The sequence below is a fragment of the Burkholderia cenocepacia genome, from assembly GCF_014211915.1.
GTDB classification, from domain to species: Bacteria; Pseudomonadota; Gammaproteobacteria; order Burkholderiales; family Burkholderiaceae; genus Burkholderia; species Burkholderia orbicola.
Window position 1 is genome coordinate 1,500,950 of sequence record NZ_CP060040.1, and the last position, 16,210, is coordinate 1,517,159.

General features: G+C 66.6%; 15 protein-coding genes. 7 read left to right on the top strand and 8 right to left on the bottom strand.

Annotation, left to right across the window (positions count from 1 at the left end; genetic code table 11):
• Window positions 1–169 precede the first annotated feature (169 nt).
• A complete protein-coding gene (locus SY91_RS23210; protein WP_043887704.1) occupies window positions 170–862 on the bottom strand; it encodes a YdcF family protein in 693 nt (230 codons plus the stop codon).
• A gap of 152 nt (window positions 863–1,014) precedes the next feature.
• Window positions 1,015–2,049: a rod shape-determining protein gene (locus tag SY91_RS23215; protein ID WP_023476573.1), complete on the bottom strand. Its 1,035-nt coding sequence runs from the start codon at window positions 2,047–2,049 to the stop codon at window positions 1,015–1,017.
• Window positions 2,050–2,320: 271 nt separating this feature from the next.
• Here SY91_RS23215 and SY91_RS23220 point away from each other — a divergent pair, with 271 nt between their 5' ends.
• The gene (locus SY91_RS23220) at window positions 2,321–4,732 is read left to right on the top strand and encodes a patatin-like phospholipase family protein (protein WP_023476574.1); all 2,412 of its coding nucleotides are present in this window, start codon (window positions 2,321–2,323) and stop codon (window positions 4,730–4,732) included.
• Between the two features lie 99 nt (window positions 4,733–4,831).
• Here the strand turns inward: SY91_RS23220 and SY91_RS23225 are convergent, their stop codons facing one another.
• Window positions 4,832–5,962, bottom strand: a complete 1,131-nt coding sequence (locus SY91_RS23225; RefSeq protein WP_006480781.1) for an ATP-binding protein — start codon at window positions 5,960–5,962, stop codon at window positions 4,832–4,834.
• A 64-nt stretch (window positions 5,963–6,026) separates the two neighbouring features.
• The gene (locus tag SY91_RS23230; protein ID WP_185921167.1) at window positions 6,027–6,737 is read right to left on the bottom strand and encodes a response regulator; all 711 of its coding nucleotides are present in this window, start codon (window positions 6,735–6,737) and stop codon (window positions 6,027–6,029) included.
• Between the two features lie 219 nt (window positions 6,738–6,956).
• On the opposite strand from SY91_RS23230, the gene SY91_RS23235 reads away from it, so the two are divergent.
• Both SY91_RS23235 and SY91_RS23240 read left to right on the top strand, forming a co-directional pair.
• Window positions 6,957–7,871, top strand: coding sequence for a glutaminase (locus SY91_RS23235; protein ID WP_027805820.1), 915 nt, complete (start codon window positions 6,957–6,959; stop codon window positions 7,869–7,871).
• Window positions 7,872–8,005: 134 nt separating this feature from the next.
• Window positions 8,006–8,380 carry a cytochrome c gene (locus tag SY91_RS23240; protein ID WP_185921168.1) on the top strand — a complete coding sequence of 125 codons (375 nt, stop codon included), beginning with the start codon at window positions 8,006–8,008 and terminating at the stop codon, window positions 8,378–8,380.
• Window positions 8,381–8,517: 137 nt separating this feature from the next.
• Here the strand turns inward: SY91_RS23240 and SY91_RS23245 are convergent, their stop codons facing one another.
• Window positions 8,518–9,000 (bottom strand): cupin domain-containing protein, encoded by a 483-nt coding sequence (locus SY91_RS23245; protein ID WP_006480777.1) that lies wholly within the window; start codon window positions 8,998–9,000, stop codon window positions 8,518–8,520.
• A 340-nt stretch (window positions 9,001–9,340) separates the two neighbouring features.
• Here SY91_RS23245 and SY91_RS23250 point away from each other — a divergent pair, with 340 nt between their 5' ends.
• Window positions 9,341–9,964: an isochorismatase family cysteine hydrolase gene (locus tag SY91_RS23250; protein ID WP_239068208.1), complete on the top strand. Its 624-nt coding sequence runs from the start codon at window positions 9,341–9,343 to the stop codon at window positions 9,962–9,964.
• A 25-nt stretch (window positions 9,965–9,989) separates the two neighbouring features.
• Here the strand turns inward: SY91_RS23250 and SY91_RS23255 are convergent, their stop codons facing one another.
• The 3 genes from SY91_RS23255 to SY91_RS23265 all read right to left on the bottom strand — a co-directional run bounded on the left by SY91_RS23255 (window position 9,990) and on the right by SY91_RS23265 (window position 12,930).
• The gene (locus SY91_RS23255) at window positions 9,990–10,721 is read right to left on the bottom strand and encodes a ribonuclease T2 (RefSeq protein WP_006498851.1); all 732 of its coding nucleotides are present in this window, start codon (window positions 10,719–10,721) and stop codon (window positions 9,990–9,992) included.
• Window positions 10,722–10,848: 127 nt separating this feature from the next.
• Window positions 10,849–11,427 (bottom strand): hypothetical protein, encoded by a 579-nt coding sequence (locus SY91_RS23260; RefSeq protein WP_185921169.1) that lies wholly within the window; start codon window positions 11,425–11,427, stop codon window positions 10,849–10,851.
• Window positions 11,428–11,526: 99 nt separating this feature from the next.
• Window positions 11,527–12,930 carry an HdeD family acid-resistance protein gene (locus SY91_RS23265; protein ID WP_185921170.1) on the bottom strand — a complete coding sequence of 468 codons (1,404 nt, stop codon included), beginning with the start codon at window positions 12,928–12,930 and terminating at the stop codon, window positions 11,527–11,529.
• A 448-nt stretch (window positions 12,931–13,378) separates the two neighbouring features.
• On the opposite strand from SY91_RS23265, the gene SY91_RS23270 reads away from it, so the two are divergent.
• The 3 genes from SY91_RS23270 (at window position 13,379) to SY91_RS23280 (ending at window position 16,208) form a co-directional block, all read left to right on the top strand.
• On the top strand, window positions 13,379–13,945 hold the full coding sequence (locus SY91_RS23270) for a helix-turn-helix domain-containing protein (RefSeq protein WP_006480773.1): 567 nt from the start codon (window positions 13,379–13,381) through the stop codon (window positions 13,943–13,945).
• Between the two features lie 78 nt (window positions 13,946–14,023).
• Window positions 14,024–14,605, top strand: coding sequence for an HD domain-containing protein (locus tag SY91_RS23275; protein ID WP_185921171.1), 582 nt, complete (start codon window positions 14,024–14,026; stop codon window positions 14,603–14,605).
• Window positions 14,606–15,014: 409 nt separating this feature from the next.
• Entirely contained in the window at window positions 15,015–16,208 is a 1,194-nt protein-coding gene (locus tag SY91_RS23280; RefSeq protein WP_185921172.1) for an efflux RND transporter periplasmic adaptor subunit, read from the top strand.
• Window positions 16,209–16,210 lie beyond the last annotated feature (2 nt).

The following is a 16,210-nucleotide window of genomic DNA, read 5'->3' on the forward strand; positions in this document are numbered from 1 at the left end:
CCGGTCATGAGGATTTTGCAGAGCAATATTTTTTCATGACGGCACGTCATCGATGTAAATGATCGATGAGTCGGTTTCACCCGTTGAAAATCGAAACCGCGGTGCATCCGAGCCGCTTTTGCGATTTCGGGTACGGAGCATGAAAGAAGTGAAAAGTCGCCCCGCCGCCTCACGAAAACAGCCGCATCAAATAAAGCATCGGCCGAAACGAAACCGGCCGCGCATCGGGATTCACCCACAGCCGCACCGCATACACCGCGTAGGCCGGCACCTCGCGCCAGCTCGAATAGACATCGCGCCACTGAAAGCGGCGCGGATAGGCGGCGGAGATGTTCGACCGCGCAATGCCGACGCGCTCGAACGCGAGACGCGCCCGCGCAAGGTGGTAATACTGGCTGACGATCAGCACGCGGGACAGGCGATGCGCGTGCAGGTAGGCCAGCGTGTGCTGCGCGGTCGCGAGCGTATTGTCGCCCTGGTCGTCGACGGCGATCCGGTCCGCCGGCACGCCGCGCGCAACGAGGTAGTCGCGCATCACCGTCGCCTCGTTCAGCCCGGGGCCGTCGATCGCGCCGCTGACCAGAAACGCCGGGCACTGCCCCGCGTGATAGCAGCGCACGCCCACATCGAGCCGGGCCGCGAGCACGGGCTTCGGCGCGCCGGTGTCGTCGAGCGCGTTGCCGAAGATCACGGCGACGTCCGCCGGGTCGCTCGGCATCCGCATGCCATGGATTACGATCGCGGCGGCCGCCGCGGCCCAGACGCACGCAACGACGGCCAGCACGCGGCCGGCCCGGGCCGCAAAGCTCCGTTTGGTTCGATATTTCAAGGTATTCGGTCTCTCAGGTGTCGTCGGGCGCATCGGCCGGCCCGGCCCCGAACGGGCGCGTCACGCTAGCACGGCGCGCTCGCGCCTGTCCATGCGACGAACCGATGCCGGCCACGCAGGCCGGCCATAGGGAGATCGAAAGAATGTGAAGGATGCGCCGCGCCGCGAAACCGCACCGCCCGGGCTCAATCGGCCGGGCACATCGCGAGCCGCCCCATCGCCTCGCCGGCGCCACGCACCGCGCAGGTGGCCGGCTCGTCGGCGATCCGCGCGACCAGCCCGGTCTCGTCGTACAGCAGGCGCTCGAGATCGGCGAGCAGCGCGCCGCCGCCGGTGAGCACCACGCCGCGATTCGCGATGTCGGTCACGAGTTCGGCCGGCGCGTTTTCCAGCACCGACTTCACCGCGCCGATCACCTGCTTGAGCGGCGCGGCCAGCGCGTCCGCGACGTCGTGGTTGGACAGCTCGACCGAACGCGGCAGGCCGTCGCCGATGCTGCGGCCGACGGCGCGGGTCGACGTGCGCGGCACCGCGCTGGTGGCCGAGCCGATCGTCTTCTTCACGTGCTCCGCCGTCTGTTCGCCGAGCAGCACGCCGTACAGGTTGCGGACATGGTTGACGATCGCCGCGTCGAACTGGCTGCCGCCGACGCGGATCGCCTCGCGGTAGACGATGCCGCCGAGCGCGATGACCGCGACTTCGGTGGTCCCGCCGCCGATGTCGATGACCATCGAGCCGACCGGCTCGGTCACCGGCAAACCTGCGCCGAGCCCGGCCGCGAGCGACTCCTCGATCAGTTCGACCTCCGATACGCCAGCCGCGAACGCGGCCTCGCGGATCGCGCGGCGCTCGACGGCCGTCGCATCGGACGGCACGCACAACGTGACCTCGACGCGGCGGCCGAAGCGCGAGCGGGTGCGCGACATGTCGATGAAGCTGCGGATCATCTGCTCGGCCGCGTGCGCGTCCGCGATCACGCCGTGGCGCATGGGCCGCACGGCTTCCAGATGCCCCGGTTCGCGGCCGAGCAGCGCCTTGGCCAGCTCGCCGACGGCCTCGAGCGTCGGCCGCGCGTCGCTCGCGCCGCCCTTGCGGAAGCACACGACCGACGGCTGGTTCAGCACCACGCCGCGTTCATGCGTATAGATCCGCGTACTCGCCGTTCCCGGATCGATCGCAACGGGTTGCGCAAACAACTTTCCGAACAGCGGTGTCGACATATCAAACCTTGGTGAGGGAACGGGCCGGGACAGCCGCGCCGCACTTTTTGCCGCGCGTCCATACCGCCCCATCACGAGCTTAGCGGCAAATCGTTCCGATACTTTAGGCAATTCCCATGATTTTTTCGCGACGAATTTGCCGAATGTGGCGTTCCGGGCACGTCCGGCTACGCAACGGCCTCTCGCGTCGGGCCTGTAAAACACGGTAATCTCTCGGTCTTGCCTGCTCCCGGCAGGCCTCAGACGCACGATCACGCCAGGTATCTTCACCATGACAGCGACCGCTTTCTTCCGCTGGGCGCCGCTGGGCCCGCTCTGCACGACGCTCGTTGCCTTCTGGTGCTGCACGCTCGCCGCGCAACCGCTGCCGGCCACCGAATCCGCCGCTGCCCAGACCGTTGCCGCTGCAGCCAACGCGCCGGCCGCCGCCACGCCCGCCGCACCCGCTGCGTCCGCGCACACCTGCACCGCCGACGGCGGCCCGGCCGGCCGCCCGTCCATCGGCCTCGTGCTGTCCGGCGGCGGTGCGCGCGGCTATGCACATCTCGGGGTCCTGAAAGTCCTGGAGGACAACCGGATTCCGATCGACTGCATCGCGGGCACCAGCATGGGCGCCGTGGTCGGCGGCCTGTATGCGAGCGGGATGGCGGCCGACGAGATGCAGAAGCGGCTGTCCGAGGTCAACCTGGCGGATATCGCGTTCGACGTGACGGACCGCGCGGACCTGCCGCAAACCAGCCGCGAGGACGAACGCCTGTACATCAACGGGCTGACGCTCGGCTTCGGCAAGAAGGGCGTCAAGGCGCCGGTCGGCCTCGTCCAGGGCAACCGGCTGCAGGCGCTGCTCGCGAACTGGACGGCCGCCGTGCCGACCAACCAGCCGTTCGACCAGTTGCCGATCCCGTACCGCGCGGTCGCGACCGACCTGCAGACCGGCCAGATGGTCGTGCTCGACCACGGCTCGCTGCCGCTCGCGATTCGCGCGAGCATGGCGATGCCGGGCCTGTTCGCGCCGGCCGAGATCAACGGGCGCGCGCTCGTGGACGGCGGCCTCGTCAGCAACCTGCCCGTCGACACCGCGCGGCAGATGGGCGCGAACGTCGTGATCGCCGTCGACATCGGCTCGCAACTGCGCCCGCTCGACGCGCTCGCGTCGCCGGCCGACGTGATGCAGCAGATGGTCGGCATCCTGATCCGCCAGAACGTGACCGCGCAGCGCAAGCAGCTCGACGCGCGGGACGTGCTGCTCACGCCGGACCTCGGCTCGCTCGCGTTCACCGATTTCCAGAACGCGAAGCAGGCGATTGCCGCCGGCGCGGCCGCCGCGACCGCCGCGCTGCCGAAGCTGCGGCGTTTCGCGCTCACGCCGGAACAGTACGCGGCCTACCGGTCCTCACATGCGCAGCCGCTGCCGCCGCCGATCCGGATCACGCGCATCGACATCAAGACCAGCGGCGGCGTACCGAAGCGCGTCGTCAGCAACGCGCTGCACGTGAAACCGGGCGACATCTACGATCCGAAGACCGTCAGCCAGGATCTGCTCGGCCTCACGACGGGCGGCAACTTCGAGAGCGTCACGCAGCAGATCGTCAGCCGCGGCGACGACAACGTGCTCGAAATCGACGCGCGCGAAAAGTACTGGGGGCCCAACTTCCTGCTGTTCGGGCTCGGCATGTCGAGCAGTTCGACCGATGAAGGCGGCTTCCGCCTGCACGTCGGCTACCGGCGGCCGTGGCTCACGGAATCGGGGCTCGAATTCCGCGCGGACACGACGATCGGCAGCGACCTGCAGTCGGCGCGCGTCGAATTGCGCCAGCCGCTGTCGACCGCGTACGGCGTCTACCTGTCGCCGTACGCGGAATATCAGCGTCGCTACGCGAACCTGTACGACGACTCCGGCGACGTGAAGATCACGCAGTACCTGATGCAGACGGCGCGCGCCGGGATCGACCTCGGCCTGCCGATCGCGCGGCTCGGCGATTTCCGCATCGGTCTCGGCTACGTGACCGGGCACGGCTCGCCGACCTACAACCTGCCGTTCGACGACGGCAGCGGCCAGGCGCTGCTGTGGCCGAGCTTCACGTCGCAGGCGTTGATCGCGCGGGCGCGGCTCGTCATCGATCAACTCGACGATCCGATGTTCCCGCGCAAGGGTTATTTCGGCGAACTGCGGGTCGAACGCTCGCTGGTGTCGCGCAACGGCGGCTCGGCGCAGGATTTCGCCGACGGGATCAGCAACGCGCCTTACACCGAGATCTACGGCAAGGCGATGATCGCGCAGCAGTTCGGCCGGCACAGCGTCAGCGCGACGATCGAAGGCGGCAAGAGCATCGGCGGCACCAACCTGATCAATGCGTTCAACTTCACGCTGGGCGGCTTCCAGCATCTGTCCGCCTATGCGGCCGACCAGTTGAACGGCAACGAGCTCGCGTACGGGCAGATCACGTACATGAACCAGTTGATGACGTTCAACGCGTCGCCGGTCAAGGCGCTGTCGGTGGGCGCCAGCGCGGAAGTCGGCAACGTCTGGTCGAGCGGCCAGAAGATCGGCGGCGGCGCGCTCAAGCAGAGCTACACGTTCTTCACGAGCCTGTCGACCGCATTCGGGCCCGTCTATATCGGCGTGGCGCTCGCCCCCAGCGGCCGACGCAACTTCTACCTGCAGCTCGGCCGTACTTATTGAGCATGCGCGGATGCCGCTGCGGCGGCATCCGTGGCGCCGTCCCGGCGGCAGCTGTCGACTTCACGGCGGGCCGCGGGCCGGGCCTCGCGCGACGTCGTGCTAGACCGGCCAGCTGATCTCGAATCGCGCGCCGCCGAGTTCGACCGGATCGACGACCGCGATCCGGCCGTTGTGCGCGTGGAGCACCTGTCGCGTGATCGACAGGCCGAGCCCGTAGCCGCCGGTGCGACGGTCGAGGCGCACGAACGCGTCGAAGATCCGTTCGCGCTCGCTCTCGGGCACGCCGGGGCCGTCGTCCTCGACGAAGATGCCGATGTTGCCGTGCACGAGCGAGATTCCGACGACGATCCGCGATTTCGCGTACTTGCTCGCGTTGCGCAACAGGTTGCGCATCGCATACGACATCAGCCGACGGTCCATCTTCACGCGCAAATCCGCTCCGATCTCGATGCGCGACTCGATCGCCCGGTCCGGATACAGCAGTTGCGCGTCGTTCACCTGGTGCTCGAACCACGCGACGGGCGCCGTCATCTCGAGGTTCGACTGCAGCGAGCTGTATTCGAGCCGGGCATACGTGAGGCTCATGTCGATCAGCTCCTCGAGCTCGGTCACGTCCTGCGCGATGCTCTCGAGCGCGCCCTGGTATTCGGCCGCCGAACCCGGTTCGCGCAGCATTTCGAGCGCGAAGCGCACGCGCGCGAGCGGCGTGCGCAACTCGTGCGAGATTCCGTTCGTCAGATCGCGCTGCGCGGCGATCAGCCGCTCCATGCGCATCGCGAGCGCATTCAGCGTGCGCGCCAGCGGGCCGATGATCACGCTGTGCGATTCGCGCGCGCGTGTGTTGAAGCGCCCGCCGGTGAAGTCGATCGCGCGCTCGCGCACCATCACGAGATCCGACCAGACCGGCCGCATCCACCGGTACGCGGCGAGCGCGGGCGCGGTGAACACGAACGCGAGCACGATCCAGATGTCGCCCGGCAGCGAGTCGAACGCATGCCACACGACCTGCGGCGACAATTCGACGCACAGCGCGAGCGCGGGCACCAGCGCGGTCAGCAACACGAGGCCGAGCAGATGCAGGTAGGTGCGCAGGTACAGGCGCGACCAGCTCGGAATGCGGTCGGCGCGCGTGTCGGTCCACGCGCGCCGGAAATGCAGCCAGCGCCATTTGACGTAGCGCAGCGTGGGCAGCGGCGGTGCATCGGGGTGCGAACGGGTTCGTCGAATCATCGCGGCTCCCGGCCGGCGGGCGGAATGCCCGCGCGGAACGTGACGGCGTCGCGCGAGCGCGGCGTCATTCCCACGCGTGCTTGCTGAATTGATAACCCTTGCTGCGGATCGTCTTGATCCGCTGCGGGTTGCTCGCGTCGTCGCGCAGCTTGCGGCGCAGCTTCGAGATGCGCCCGTCGATCGTGCGGTCGAGGCCGTCGAATTCGACGCCGCGCAGCTGCAGCATCAGATCGTCGCGGCTGACGACTTCGCCCGCATGACACACCAGCGCCCACAGCAGGTCGAATTCGGCCGACGTCAGATCGGGCATGCTGCCGTCGGGCAGCACGACGGTGCGGTCGGTGCGGTCGATCGAGAACTTGCCGAACGCGTAGCGCTCCGGCTGCGGCGCGGTGCTCTCGGCCGCTCGCGCCGGCGCGCGACGCAGTTGCGCCTTGATCCGCGCGAGCAGGATGCGCGGCTCGACCGGCTTGTGCACGTAGTCGTCCGCGCCGAATTCGAGGCCGAGCAGCTCGTCGAACGGTTCGTCGCGCGCCGTCACCATGATGATCACGCCGTCGTACTGCTTGCGCGCCTCGCGGCAGATTTCGAAGCCGTCCTTGCCCGGCAGGTTCACGTCGAGGATCACGAGATCGGGACGAATGGACAGGATCGCCGGCACCGCGGCGTCACCATGCAGCACGGTGTCGACTTCATAGTCGTTCTTGCGCAGGTAGCCGGCGATCAGCGTGGACAGGCGGGTGTCGTCTTCGACGAGCAGGATGCGAAAAGACATGGGTAGCGGTCGGATCATCGGGAAAGCCGCGGCGGCGCCGGCCGGTGCCGGACGCCGGCCCTCGGCCGAAACGTACCGCATGATACTGCGCCCGCCGCCTGCCTGTTTGCCGGTCTTGAAAATAAGGGCGCGATTCAGGCCGCGCTTGACGAATCGGTGCCGGGACGGTTCCATACGGGCTCGCCGGAATCCGGCCGTGCCTCTACCCTGCCCGACGTGATGAATTACCAATCGATTCTTGAACGCATCCACACCGAACTCGCCCCCTGGATCGGCCAGGGACGGGTAGCCGACTATATTCCCGAGCTCGCGAAAGTGCCCGCCGACAAGTTCGGAATGGCCGTCGTGACGCTCGACGGAAACGTCTACACGGTCGGCGATGCGTACGAGCGCTTCTCGATCCAGAGCATCTCGAAGCTGTTCGCGTGCACGCTCGCGTTCCAGCTGCTGGGCGACGAACTGTGGGAACGGGTCGGCCGCGAACCGTCCGGCACCGCGTTCAACTCGCTGGTCCAGCTCGAAAGCGAGCGCGGCAAGCCGCGCAATCCGTTCATCAATGCGGGCGCGCTGGTGGTCACCGACGTGCTGTGCCGCCGCTTCGTGAAGGCCGAGACGGCGCTCGTCGAGTTCGTTCGGCGGCTGATCGGCTCGAACGATATCGACTACGACTCGCGCGTCGCGTTGTCGGAGTTGCAGCACGCGGAGCGTAACCGCGCGATGGCACATTTCATGGCGAGCTTCGGCAACATGCAGATGCCGCCCGATACGGTGATCGATGCGTATTGCCGCCAATGTGCGATCGAGATGAACTGCGTCGAGCTTGCCACCGCCGCGCTGTTTCTTGCGAACGGCGGTGTCGCGCCGGCGACCGGCGAACGGGTCGTCGATTCGAGTTCGGCGAAGCGGCTGTCGGCGCTGATGTTGACCTGCGGGACGTACGATGCGGCGGGCGATTTCGTGTATCGCGTCGGGTTGCCGGCGAAGAGCGGCGTCGGCGGCGGGATCGTTGCGGTGCTGCCCGGGGAGATGGCCGTGTGCGTGTGGGCGCCGGGGCTGGATGCGAACGGGAACTCGCTGGCGGGGACATTGGCGCTGGAGTGGTTGACGACTTATACGGGGCGGTCGATTTTTTGAGGTGGCGAAGTTAGACACACCTCACCCGGCACAACGGCGGCAGATTAATATCGGCATACTCAATGGAGAACGCGTCATCCGACAACAATCGGCCCTGAGAAACACCCGAAGGCTTATACAAAAAATCAACAAAAATGAAAATATTGCTCATCGCCTCGCTAGGAGTTTCATTGTTTTTTCAAACATCCCAAGCCTTTGCGGATAGTGATAACGGAAAAAAGATCTTCCTGGCGAGATGCGCCATGTGTCACGGAGCAGACGCCAGAGGAACGGGGCCATTGGCCAATAAAAGCAACCCGCCCACGCCCGATCTTACGACGCCCGCTTTCAAAAAACGGCTGAGCGATTACCCGGGCGTTATCGTTTCATCAGTCATACTTCGCCCGAACGGCGACCTGATTCCCAAAACCTTGCGAGAAAATGGCGTAAAACTGCCGCCGCATCCGTGGACGGTCAAAGATTTTCGTGATTTGAATCAATATATGACCGGATTGATTTCAAAGAAATAGCACACCGAACTTCGATACATCGGCCAAGCGATTTCACCCATTCGTTGCATCGGCGGGTTGAATCCTAAAAGTACGGCGGTCACTCGTCCGGATACTGTCGCTGGCAGGGGTCGGCCGATGCGGTCTTCCGGTGAGCGTCAGTCCGGCATCCCGTCATGGTCGCCGAGCGGTCTGTCGGGCCAGTCCACCCATCGGTCCGCGCGGGTCAGTTCGTACGCTTCGTTGAGCGGGTAACGAATGCGGTTGTCGTCGCGAGGACGTTCGCCGATCACCATCAACCTCACTTCGTCCTTCGTATTGTTGATGAAGGTGTGACAAATTCCGGTGCCTGCCGGAAACGCGACGGAATCGCCCTCGGCAATGGGGTGAAGCACGCCGTCGATCCATACGTCGGGCTTGCCTTCGAGCACGTACACAAACTCCTGCTCGGTACTTTCGGCGTGGGGATATGACGTCCGCCGTCCGGGCAGAAGCCTGACATGATGGATTCCAATACGCGTAATGCCGAGTGCGGCGGAAAGCGGCGCGTCGAGCGCCATGGGCTCGGTATCGCCGCGATAGGAATGCGCATCCGGTTCTTCGAGTTCAGTCCAGTGCCTGATGAAATCTGGCCGGCTCATCGGGGTTCTCCTTTAGGATGAACGTCCATGATAGCGGTTGACGGAAAGGACAAAATGCGTCCGTGGCGCGCGGCATTTTTGATGTCGGGTTGCAACGGCCACGCGTGTCCGTTTTGCCGATCCCGGCCGTTGACGGCGGCGTGGCTGCCCGCACGGGCCGTTCTGAAGGAATCACGCCCGGGTTTATATTTCCAGGGCACGGGCACGTTGGCGTTGGGGCGACGACATATACGGCGGGGCGGTCGGTTTTTTGAAGTACGTACGCGAAAAATTCAGATGCACCTCGCCAACAGCACGGAGAACGTCATTCATGAACGAGGAAACCACACCGGATATCGAAATGGCAACCCACACGCCCGCCCATGGCGACAACACGCCTGCTCAAAGCACGCTCTACCAGATTCCCCCGATCGCGCCATCGAAAACCGCGCTGCTCGTCATGCATTACCAGACCGACATCCTCGGCCTGTTCCCGTCGGTCGCGCCCGAACTGCTGGCCAATACGCGCCGTCTCTGCGACGCGGCACGCGCCGCCGGCGTCGGCGTCTGGTTCGCGAATCTCCGCTTCAGCCCCGGCTATCCGGAAGTCAGCCCGCTCAACAAGAACGGCCAGGGCATCAAGCAACTCGGCCTCTTCATCGACGATGCCCCGTGTCCCGAACTGGCCAAACGACCCGACGAACCGCTGATCATCGCGCACCGCGCAAGCGTATTCTTCGGCACCGACCTGCAGGCGCGGCTCATTGCCCAAGGCGTCGATACGCTGATCATGGTCGGCATCGCATCGACCGGCGTGATGCTGTCGTCGATCGCCCATGCGAGCGACGCCGATTTCCGCCTCTACACGGTCAAGGATTGCTGCTACGACCCGGACCCGATCGTTCACGAGCATCTGTTCGCCACCGCGTTCGAATCGCGCACGACGGTACTGTCGCTCTCGGATGCGCTGCGGCTGTTGGCGTAACGACGGGCGAGCCGCAGCATCCGCTTCACTTCGCGATAAACACCCCCGACGTCGGACACGTGCCCTGCGTATTGCCGTCCGTCACGAGCGACGCGGCGCTCGGAAACTGCGCGGTCGCATTCGTCTTCACCGCGATCCATGCTTCGGTGAAGTAGCTCACGCCGTTCGTCTTCGTGCACTTCAGCGACACCGCGCTGCGCGTGTTGCTGCCGAACGCGCCTTCGAACGCCGACAGCAACTGGTTACGCGTGACCGTCTTGCCCGCGTTCGCCTGCAGGAATGCGTTGAACGACGTGTTGCCCAGCCGGCTGATCATGCCCGACGCCTGGTTCCAGTACGCATCGGGCGTCGCCGAATTCGAACACGTGCCGTGCTTGAACCACTCGTGCTTGTCGAGGCACGAAGCAACGCCCGGCATGTACGTCGACAGCGTGTTGCGGGTCGCGCTGCTGATCGGGTACGCGTCCATGCTGCACCACTGGTGCGCGTTGTCGAGGTCGATGTCGTTCTGCGGCACGCCGCAATAGAACGGCTGGTTGCCGTCGTAGCGGTTCGGCCACAGCCCGTGCAGCGACAGGCTCGTCGCCGCGTACGACCCGGCGAGGTTCGTGCATTCCGGGGTGTCGTGCGACGCGCAGAAACCCGGCTCCCACGATGCGGCGAGCAACAGGTAGTCGTAACTGGTCTGCGCGGCGGCGTGCAGTGAAACGGAAGCGACGGCGAGTGCGGCAGCGGCGCGGGCGAGCGTCTTGAGCATGGCGTGTTTCCTCGGAAAAGGCTTGCGGTCGCGGGATGCGCCGCAAGGTTGTCGAATGTCTGCCCGCGATTGTTGCTGCCGCAACGTGGCACAAATGTGAAGGTGCACGAAAGAATGCGCGCTTCGCTCAGGTGCCCAGCTGCGTACACGCGCGCGCCGACGCTTCGGGTCCCTCGAGCGCGAGAATCTGCCACACGCCGATGCTGACGCGCCGGCGCGCCGCGGTCGACGCATCGGCCAGCAACGCCTCGACACGCGGTGCGACATCGGGCGCCTTCTGCTGCAGCGCAGCGTGATGCCGCGCGCGCGACGCCGGTTCGGGCTCGTACACGTCGCACAGGCGCACCATGCCGGCGAGGCCGGCCAGCGTGTCGTCCTTGTCGATCGCACCCGGCTCGACCGGCGCGAGCCCGTTGCGCTCCTCCGGCGGCAGCTTGTTGCGCGCGCCTTCGTCGATCGCCGTGGCCGAAGCCGGCGGCAGGCCGCCGATCGCCGCGACGATCCGGCTGCCCGCGGCGATCATGTCGCCCTGGCACGCGATCTTCTCGGCGGCCGGGACGTTCGAGCAGAACGACACCGACGTCCGGTACACGTCGTTGCTCATGCGCGGCACTTCGTCGGTGCCCGCCTGCGCGAAGCAGACGCTTGCCAGCGCCAGCGTCAACGCGGCGGGAATCAGGATGCGAAACGCGGTCGTCTCGTTCATCGTTGTCGTCCGTGGGTTTTTATCGCGGGCAATATCGGCGGGCCGCACCGCGCGCAGGCGTCCCTCGTGATGCCGGCCCCGCTTCCGGCGCCACGCGTTTTACTTCATCGACGCCGCCTCCGATCCGCCGGGCGACAGCGCTGCGCTGTCCTGCTCGCGCCATGCACGCCGCGACGCCATGATCGCGCTCACCGCCGAGCGCGCGACCTTCCACCACGCGAACGGACGCGGATCGGCGAGCATGCTGAGCGCGCGTGCATAGTCGAGCGTGAGGCCGGGCGTCCACGCCATCGTCACCGCGCGCTTGCGGATCTGCGCGGCTACCCACAGCTCGGGGGTGAGCAGCAGCCGCACGAATGCACCCCATCCGGCCCGCGCGCCCTTCAGCCGCCACACCGCACCGTCGAGCGCGGCCTCGAGCGCATTCGACACGGTGCTCGAGCAGTTGCGGTACGTGAGGTTGTACGTCGTGTTCTGCCGGTACGACGACCAGAACGCGTCGAGCTTGGCCGGATCGTAGTTGCGAATGCGCACGCGCACGGTCGACGGGCACCACGCTTTCGACTCGGTCGCATAGTCGGGCTGGAACAGGCCGGGCACGTCGTTCTCGCGCGTCGCCCGCAGGATGCGCGTGAATTCGTCCGGAGAACGATCGATTTCGACGCCCGGATACAGGCTGATGTAGATGCCCTCCGGCGACTCCAGCGCCGCATGGCCGGTCGAGATCACGCCGTTGACGTCCACCGCCGCAATGTAGCGGTCGATCACCGGGTAGCGCTGCGCTTCGGCCTTCGACGTGCCGGTCGGCGTCCATACGTGCACGGTGAGCGCCCGCTCGCTGTCGGCCGGCGGGCCGTCCCATTCGGATTGCGCGAACTGCGGCCGGTCCGGTGCGTCGTCGAGATCCGGTGCAAGCGCCGGCGCGGGCGACGTCGCGAACGCCGGGTTGCGCGTCAGCCGCTTCACACGTGCGGCGAGGCTCAGCAGGTGCATCCCGCCGAACATCAGCAGCAGGCCGAGGCAGTACGGTACGGTGCCCGCGTAGTGCGTCGGGTACGGCTGGAAAAAGAAGATCGCCAGCAGGATCTCGACGACGCCCCACGCGAACGCGACATGCCAGCGGCGATAGCGCACCATCCACGCGGACGTGCATTGCAGCAGCCCGTCGACGAGAAACAGCGTGCCGAAGATCATCGACAGCAGGAAGTGACCGTGATGATGGCCGGCGAACACGAGCCCCGCCGCCACCACGACCGCGATGCCCTTCACGTAGCGCAGGATGCGCTGCCCGCCGACACCGCTGCCGGCCACCGCGAGCGTCGCGAGCCCCTCGATCAGGAACAGCCACGCGAACAGCTCGATCGGAAAATGCAACGCGCCGTCGAGTGCATCGACGAAAATGCCGACGCCCGCGACGACCCACAGCCAGCCGAGCACCGTCAGCCCGCGCCAGCGGGTTCGCAGATATTCGATGCCCAGCAGCAGCAACACCAGTCGTACCATTGCGCCCTCGTATCTTTTTCGGGATACGCGCGGCCTCGCGCTCCCTGTCGTGTCAACCGCGTGTCGGGCGACGCGCCGGCCGGAAGGCGGTCATCGTTGCCGGCGCGTCATGTCGTCGACATGCTCGATGGCGGCCGGCGCGCGCCGCTCTGGGCGAATAATAAGATATGAAGGGGCCGCTTGAAAGCCTCGCGAAAACGTTTTCGACGGGGCGCGGACGGGCGCAGCTGCCCACTGCCGCGGCAGGGTTCGGGTTCGACAACGTGCGGCGGATACGCGAGAATCCGGCTTCCGAGGGCGAAAGCCACCCAACCGAACCGCGCAGACGGGGCAAGAACACATGCATGGACCGATTCAACGCCGGCACATGCTGGCCGCCGCTCGCCGGGTTCCACGCCGGCCCCTGTCCGCCATGGCGCTGGCCGACGCATGAAACAGGAGCATCGACATGCCCCACCCGCCGCTTCATCCATCCTCGCTCGGCCCGCAACTCAAGCGCTGGCGCACGCTGCACCGCGTGAAGCAAAGCCATGCAGCCGAGCTGTTCGGCGTCGCGCAATCGACGATCTCGCGCTGGGAAGCCGGCCTTCAGCAGATGTCGCCCGCCGAGCGCGCGACGGCCGAACGGCTGCTCGCCGCGCGCCTCGATTCCGCGGGCGACCACGCACTCGCGCGGCTGATCGCCGGCAGCGCGGGCCGCATGCATCTCGTGTGCGACCTCACGCACCGCCTGCTGGCCAGTTCCCCGGCGCGCGCGGCCGAGTTCTCGCAACCGCTTTCGACGTTGCTCGGCACGTCGCTGTGGCGCTACGCGACACCGGAAATCGCCCGCATGGAAGCCGCGCTCGACCCGCTCGGCTGGCACGACCGCGCGGGGCCGCCGAGCGTCGAGTTCGACACCGGCGCGAATGCGTCGCGCGTCGTGCCGATTCGCGGCAGCCGATGCCGGTGGACACGGCTGACGCTGTCGGACGGCTCGGCCGTGCGGCTCGTGGAGACGCTCGACGCACACTGACAGTCGCGCATATTTCATGCGTGGACGCACCACGGCCGGCCGGCGTACGCTTGGCGGTTCATCGCAACGACGCCGACCATGAACCCCGATACGATCCACGCGCGGCTCGCGTTCCTGCGCGAAGCCGAACGCCTGAAGGACGTGCTGCGCAGCGGCCACACGTCGGCCGGCCGCCCGGAAAGCACGGCCGAGCACAGCTGGCGGCTATGCCTGATGGCGCTCGTGTTCGCCGACGCGCTGCCCGGCGTCGATACGCTGAAGCTGCTGAAACTGTGCGTCGTCCACGACCTCGGCGAGGCGCTGCACGGCGACATCCCTGCGATCGAGCAGGCCGCGCATCCCGACAAGAGCGCACATGAACGCGACGACCTGCTGACGCTGACCGCGTCGCTCGACCGTGCGGTGCGCGACGAGATCGTCGCGCTGTGGGACGAATACGAGGCGGCCGCCTCACCCGAAGCCCGCGCGGCGAAAGCGCTCGACAAGCTCGAAACGATCCTGCAGCACAACCAGGGCAGCAATCCGCCCGATTTCGACTATGCGTTCAATCTCGGCTACGGCCGCCGCTATACCGACGCCGCGCCGCTGTTCCGCGCGATCCGCGAAATCGTCGACGCCGATACGCAGCGCAAGATCGACACGGGTGGGTACCGCGCATAGGCTCGCAGGATCGGGGAACTTCACGCTCATACCCCTTGTACGATTGGGGCCGACGCCCGAGCAGGTCGATGGGCTGCCCGCGCTCGACGAGGAACGCGACCGGCCGATGATGGCGATCGTCGCCGCACGGCGGTAGTGCGGGCACGGCGAATCACTGCCTTTTCACAGATCGAGACAATTGCGCCCTCCGGCCCGCGTATCGGTACGGTGTCCACACAATTCAGCACAATTTCCACACGTTTTGGCGCGAATTCCTCGCTTACCATGAGCGCCTGATTCGATTCGGCACACCCGCGCGATGCGTACGCGGAACCCGTCGCGGGCAACATGCCCGGCATGCGACGCCGACCGGATCGTTCCGCTCGGCCGCACGCATCGCCGGCGCCGGCTTCATCCTCGCCGCATTCTCATGACCCAGAAGACCCATCGCCGCCGGCGCATCGTGCTGGCTACCCTTGCCGTCGCCGCGATCGCCGCCGGCATCACGCTGAAGGCCTGCGCGCCGACCAAGCATCCGCAATACCTGTCCGCGCCGGTCACGCGCGGCGATCTCGAGAACGCGGTGCTCGCGACCGGCGCGCTGCAGGCGTTCAGGCAGGTCGACGTCGGCGCGCAGGTGTCGGGGCAGTTGAAGACGCTGAAGGTCAAGCTCGGCGACAAGGTCACGAAGGGCCAGTGGCTCGCCGAGATCGACCCGGTGATCTCGGAAAACGCGCTGCGCCAGGCGTGCGCCAGCGAAGAAAGCCTGCGCGCGCAGCAACAATCGACCACCGCGCAGTTGACGCAAGCCGAACTCGCGTTCCGCCGCCAGCAGGCGATGCTGCCCGACGATGCGACGTCGCGCGAATCGTTCGAAGCCGCGAAGGCGACGCTCGACGTGCAGCGCGCGACCCTCGCATCGCTCGCCGCGCAGATTCGTTCGGCCCGCATCCAGATCGAGACCGCGCAGGCGAACCTCGGCTACACGCGCATCGTCGCGCCGATCGACGGCGAGGTCGTCGCGATCGTCACGCAGGAAGGCCAGACCGTGATCGCGCAGCAGCAGGCGCCGGTGATCCTGAAGCTCGCGAATCTCGACACGATGACCGTGAAGGCGCAGGTGTCGGAAGCGGACGTGATCCGCGTGAGCGCCGGCCAGACCGCTTATTTCACGATTCTCGGCGAACCGGACAAGCGTCACTACGGCAAGCTGCGCGCGATCGAACCGGCACCGCAGAACTACGCCGACGCGCAAAGCGCGCTCGGCGGAGGGGCCGGCGGCGGCGCGAAGCCGAACGCCGCGGTGTTCTACAACGCGCTGTTCGACGTGCCGAATCCCGAGCACCGGCTGCGCATCGCGATGACCGCGCAGGTCAACATCGTGCTCGGCAACGCGCGCAATGCGCTCAGCATCCCGGCCGCCGCGCTCGGCGAGAAGCGCAAGGACGGCACCGTCGCGGTACGCGTGCTGCGTGCCGACGGCAGCACGGAAACGCGCCACGTCCGCATCGGCATCAACAACAACGTGCGCGTCGAAGTACTGGCCGGCCTGAAGGACGGCGAGCGCGTCGTGATCGGCGAAGCGTCGGCTGACGAGCGCGCGCCGCTGTCGGACATGGTGTAACG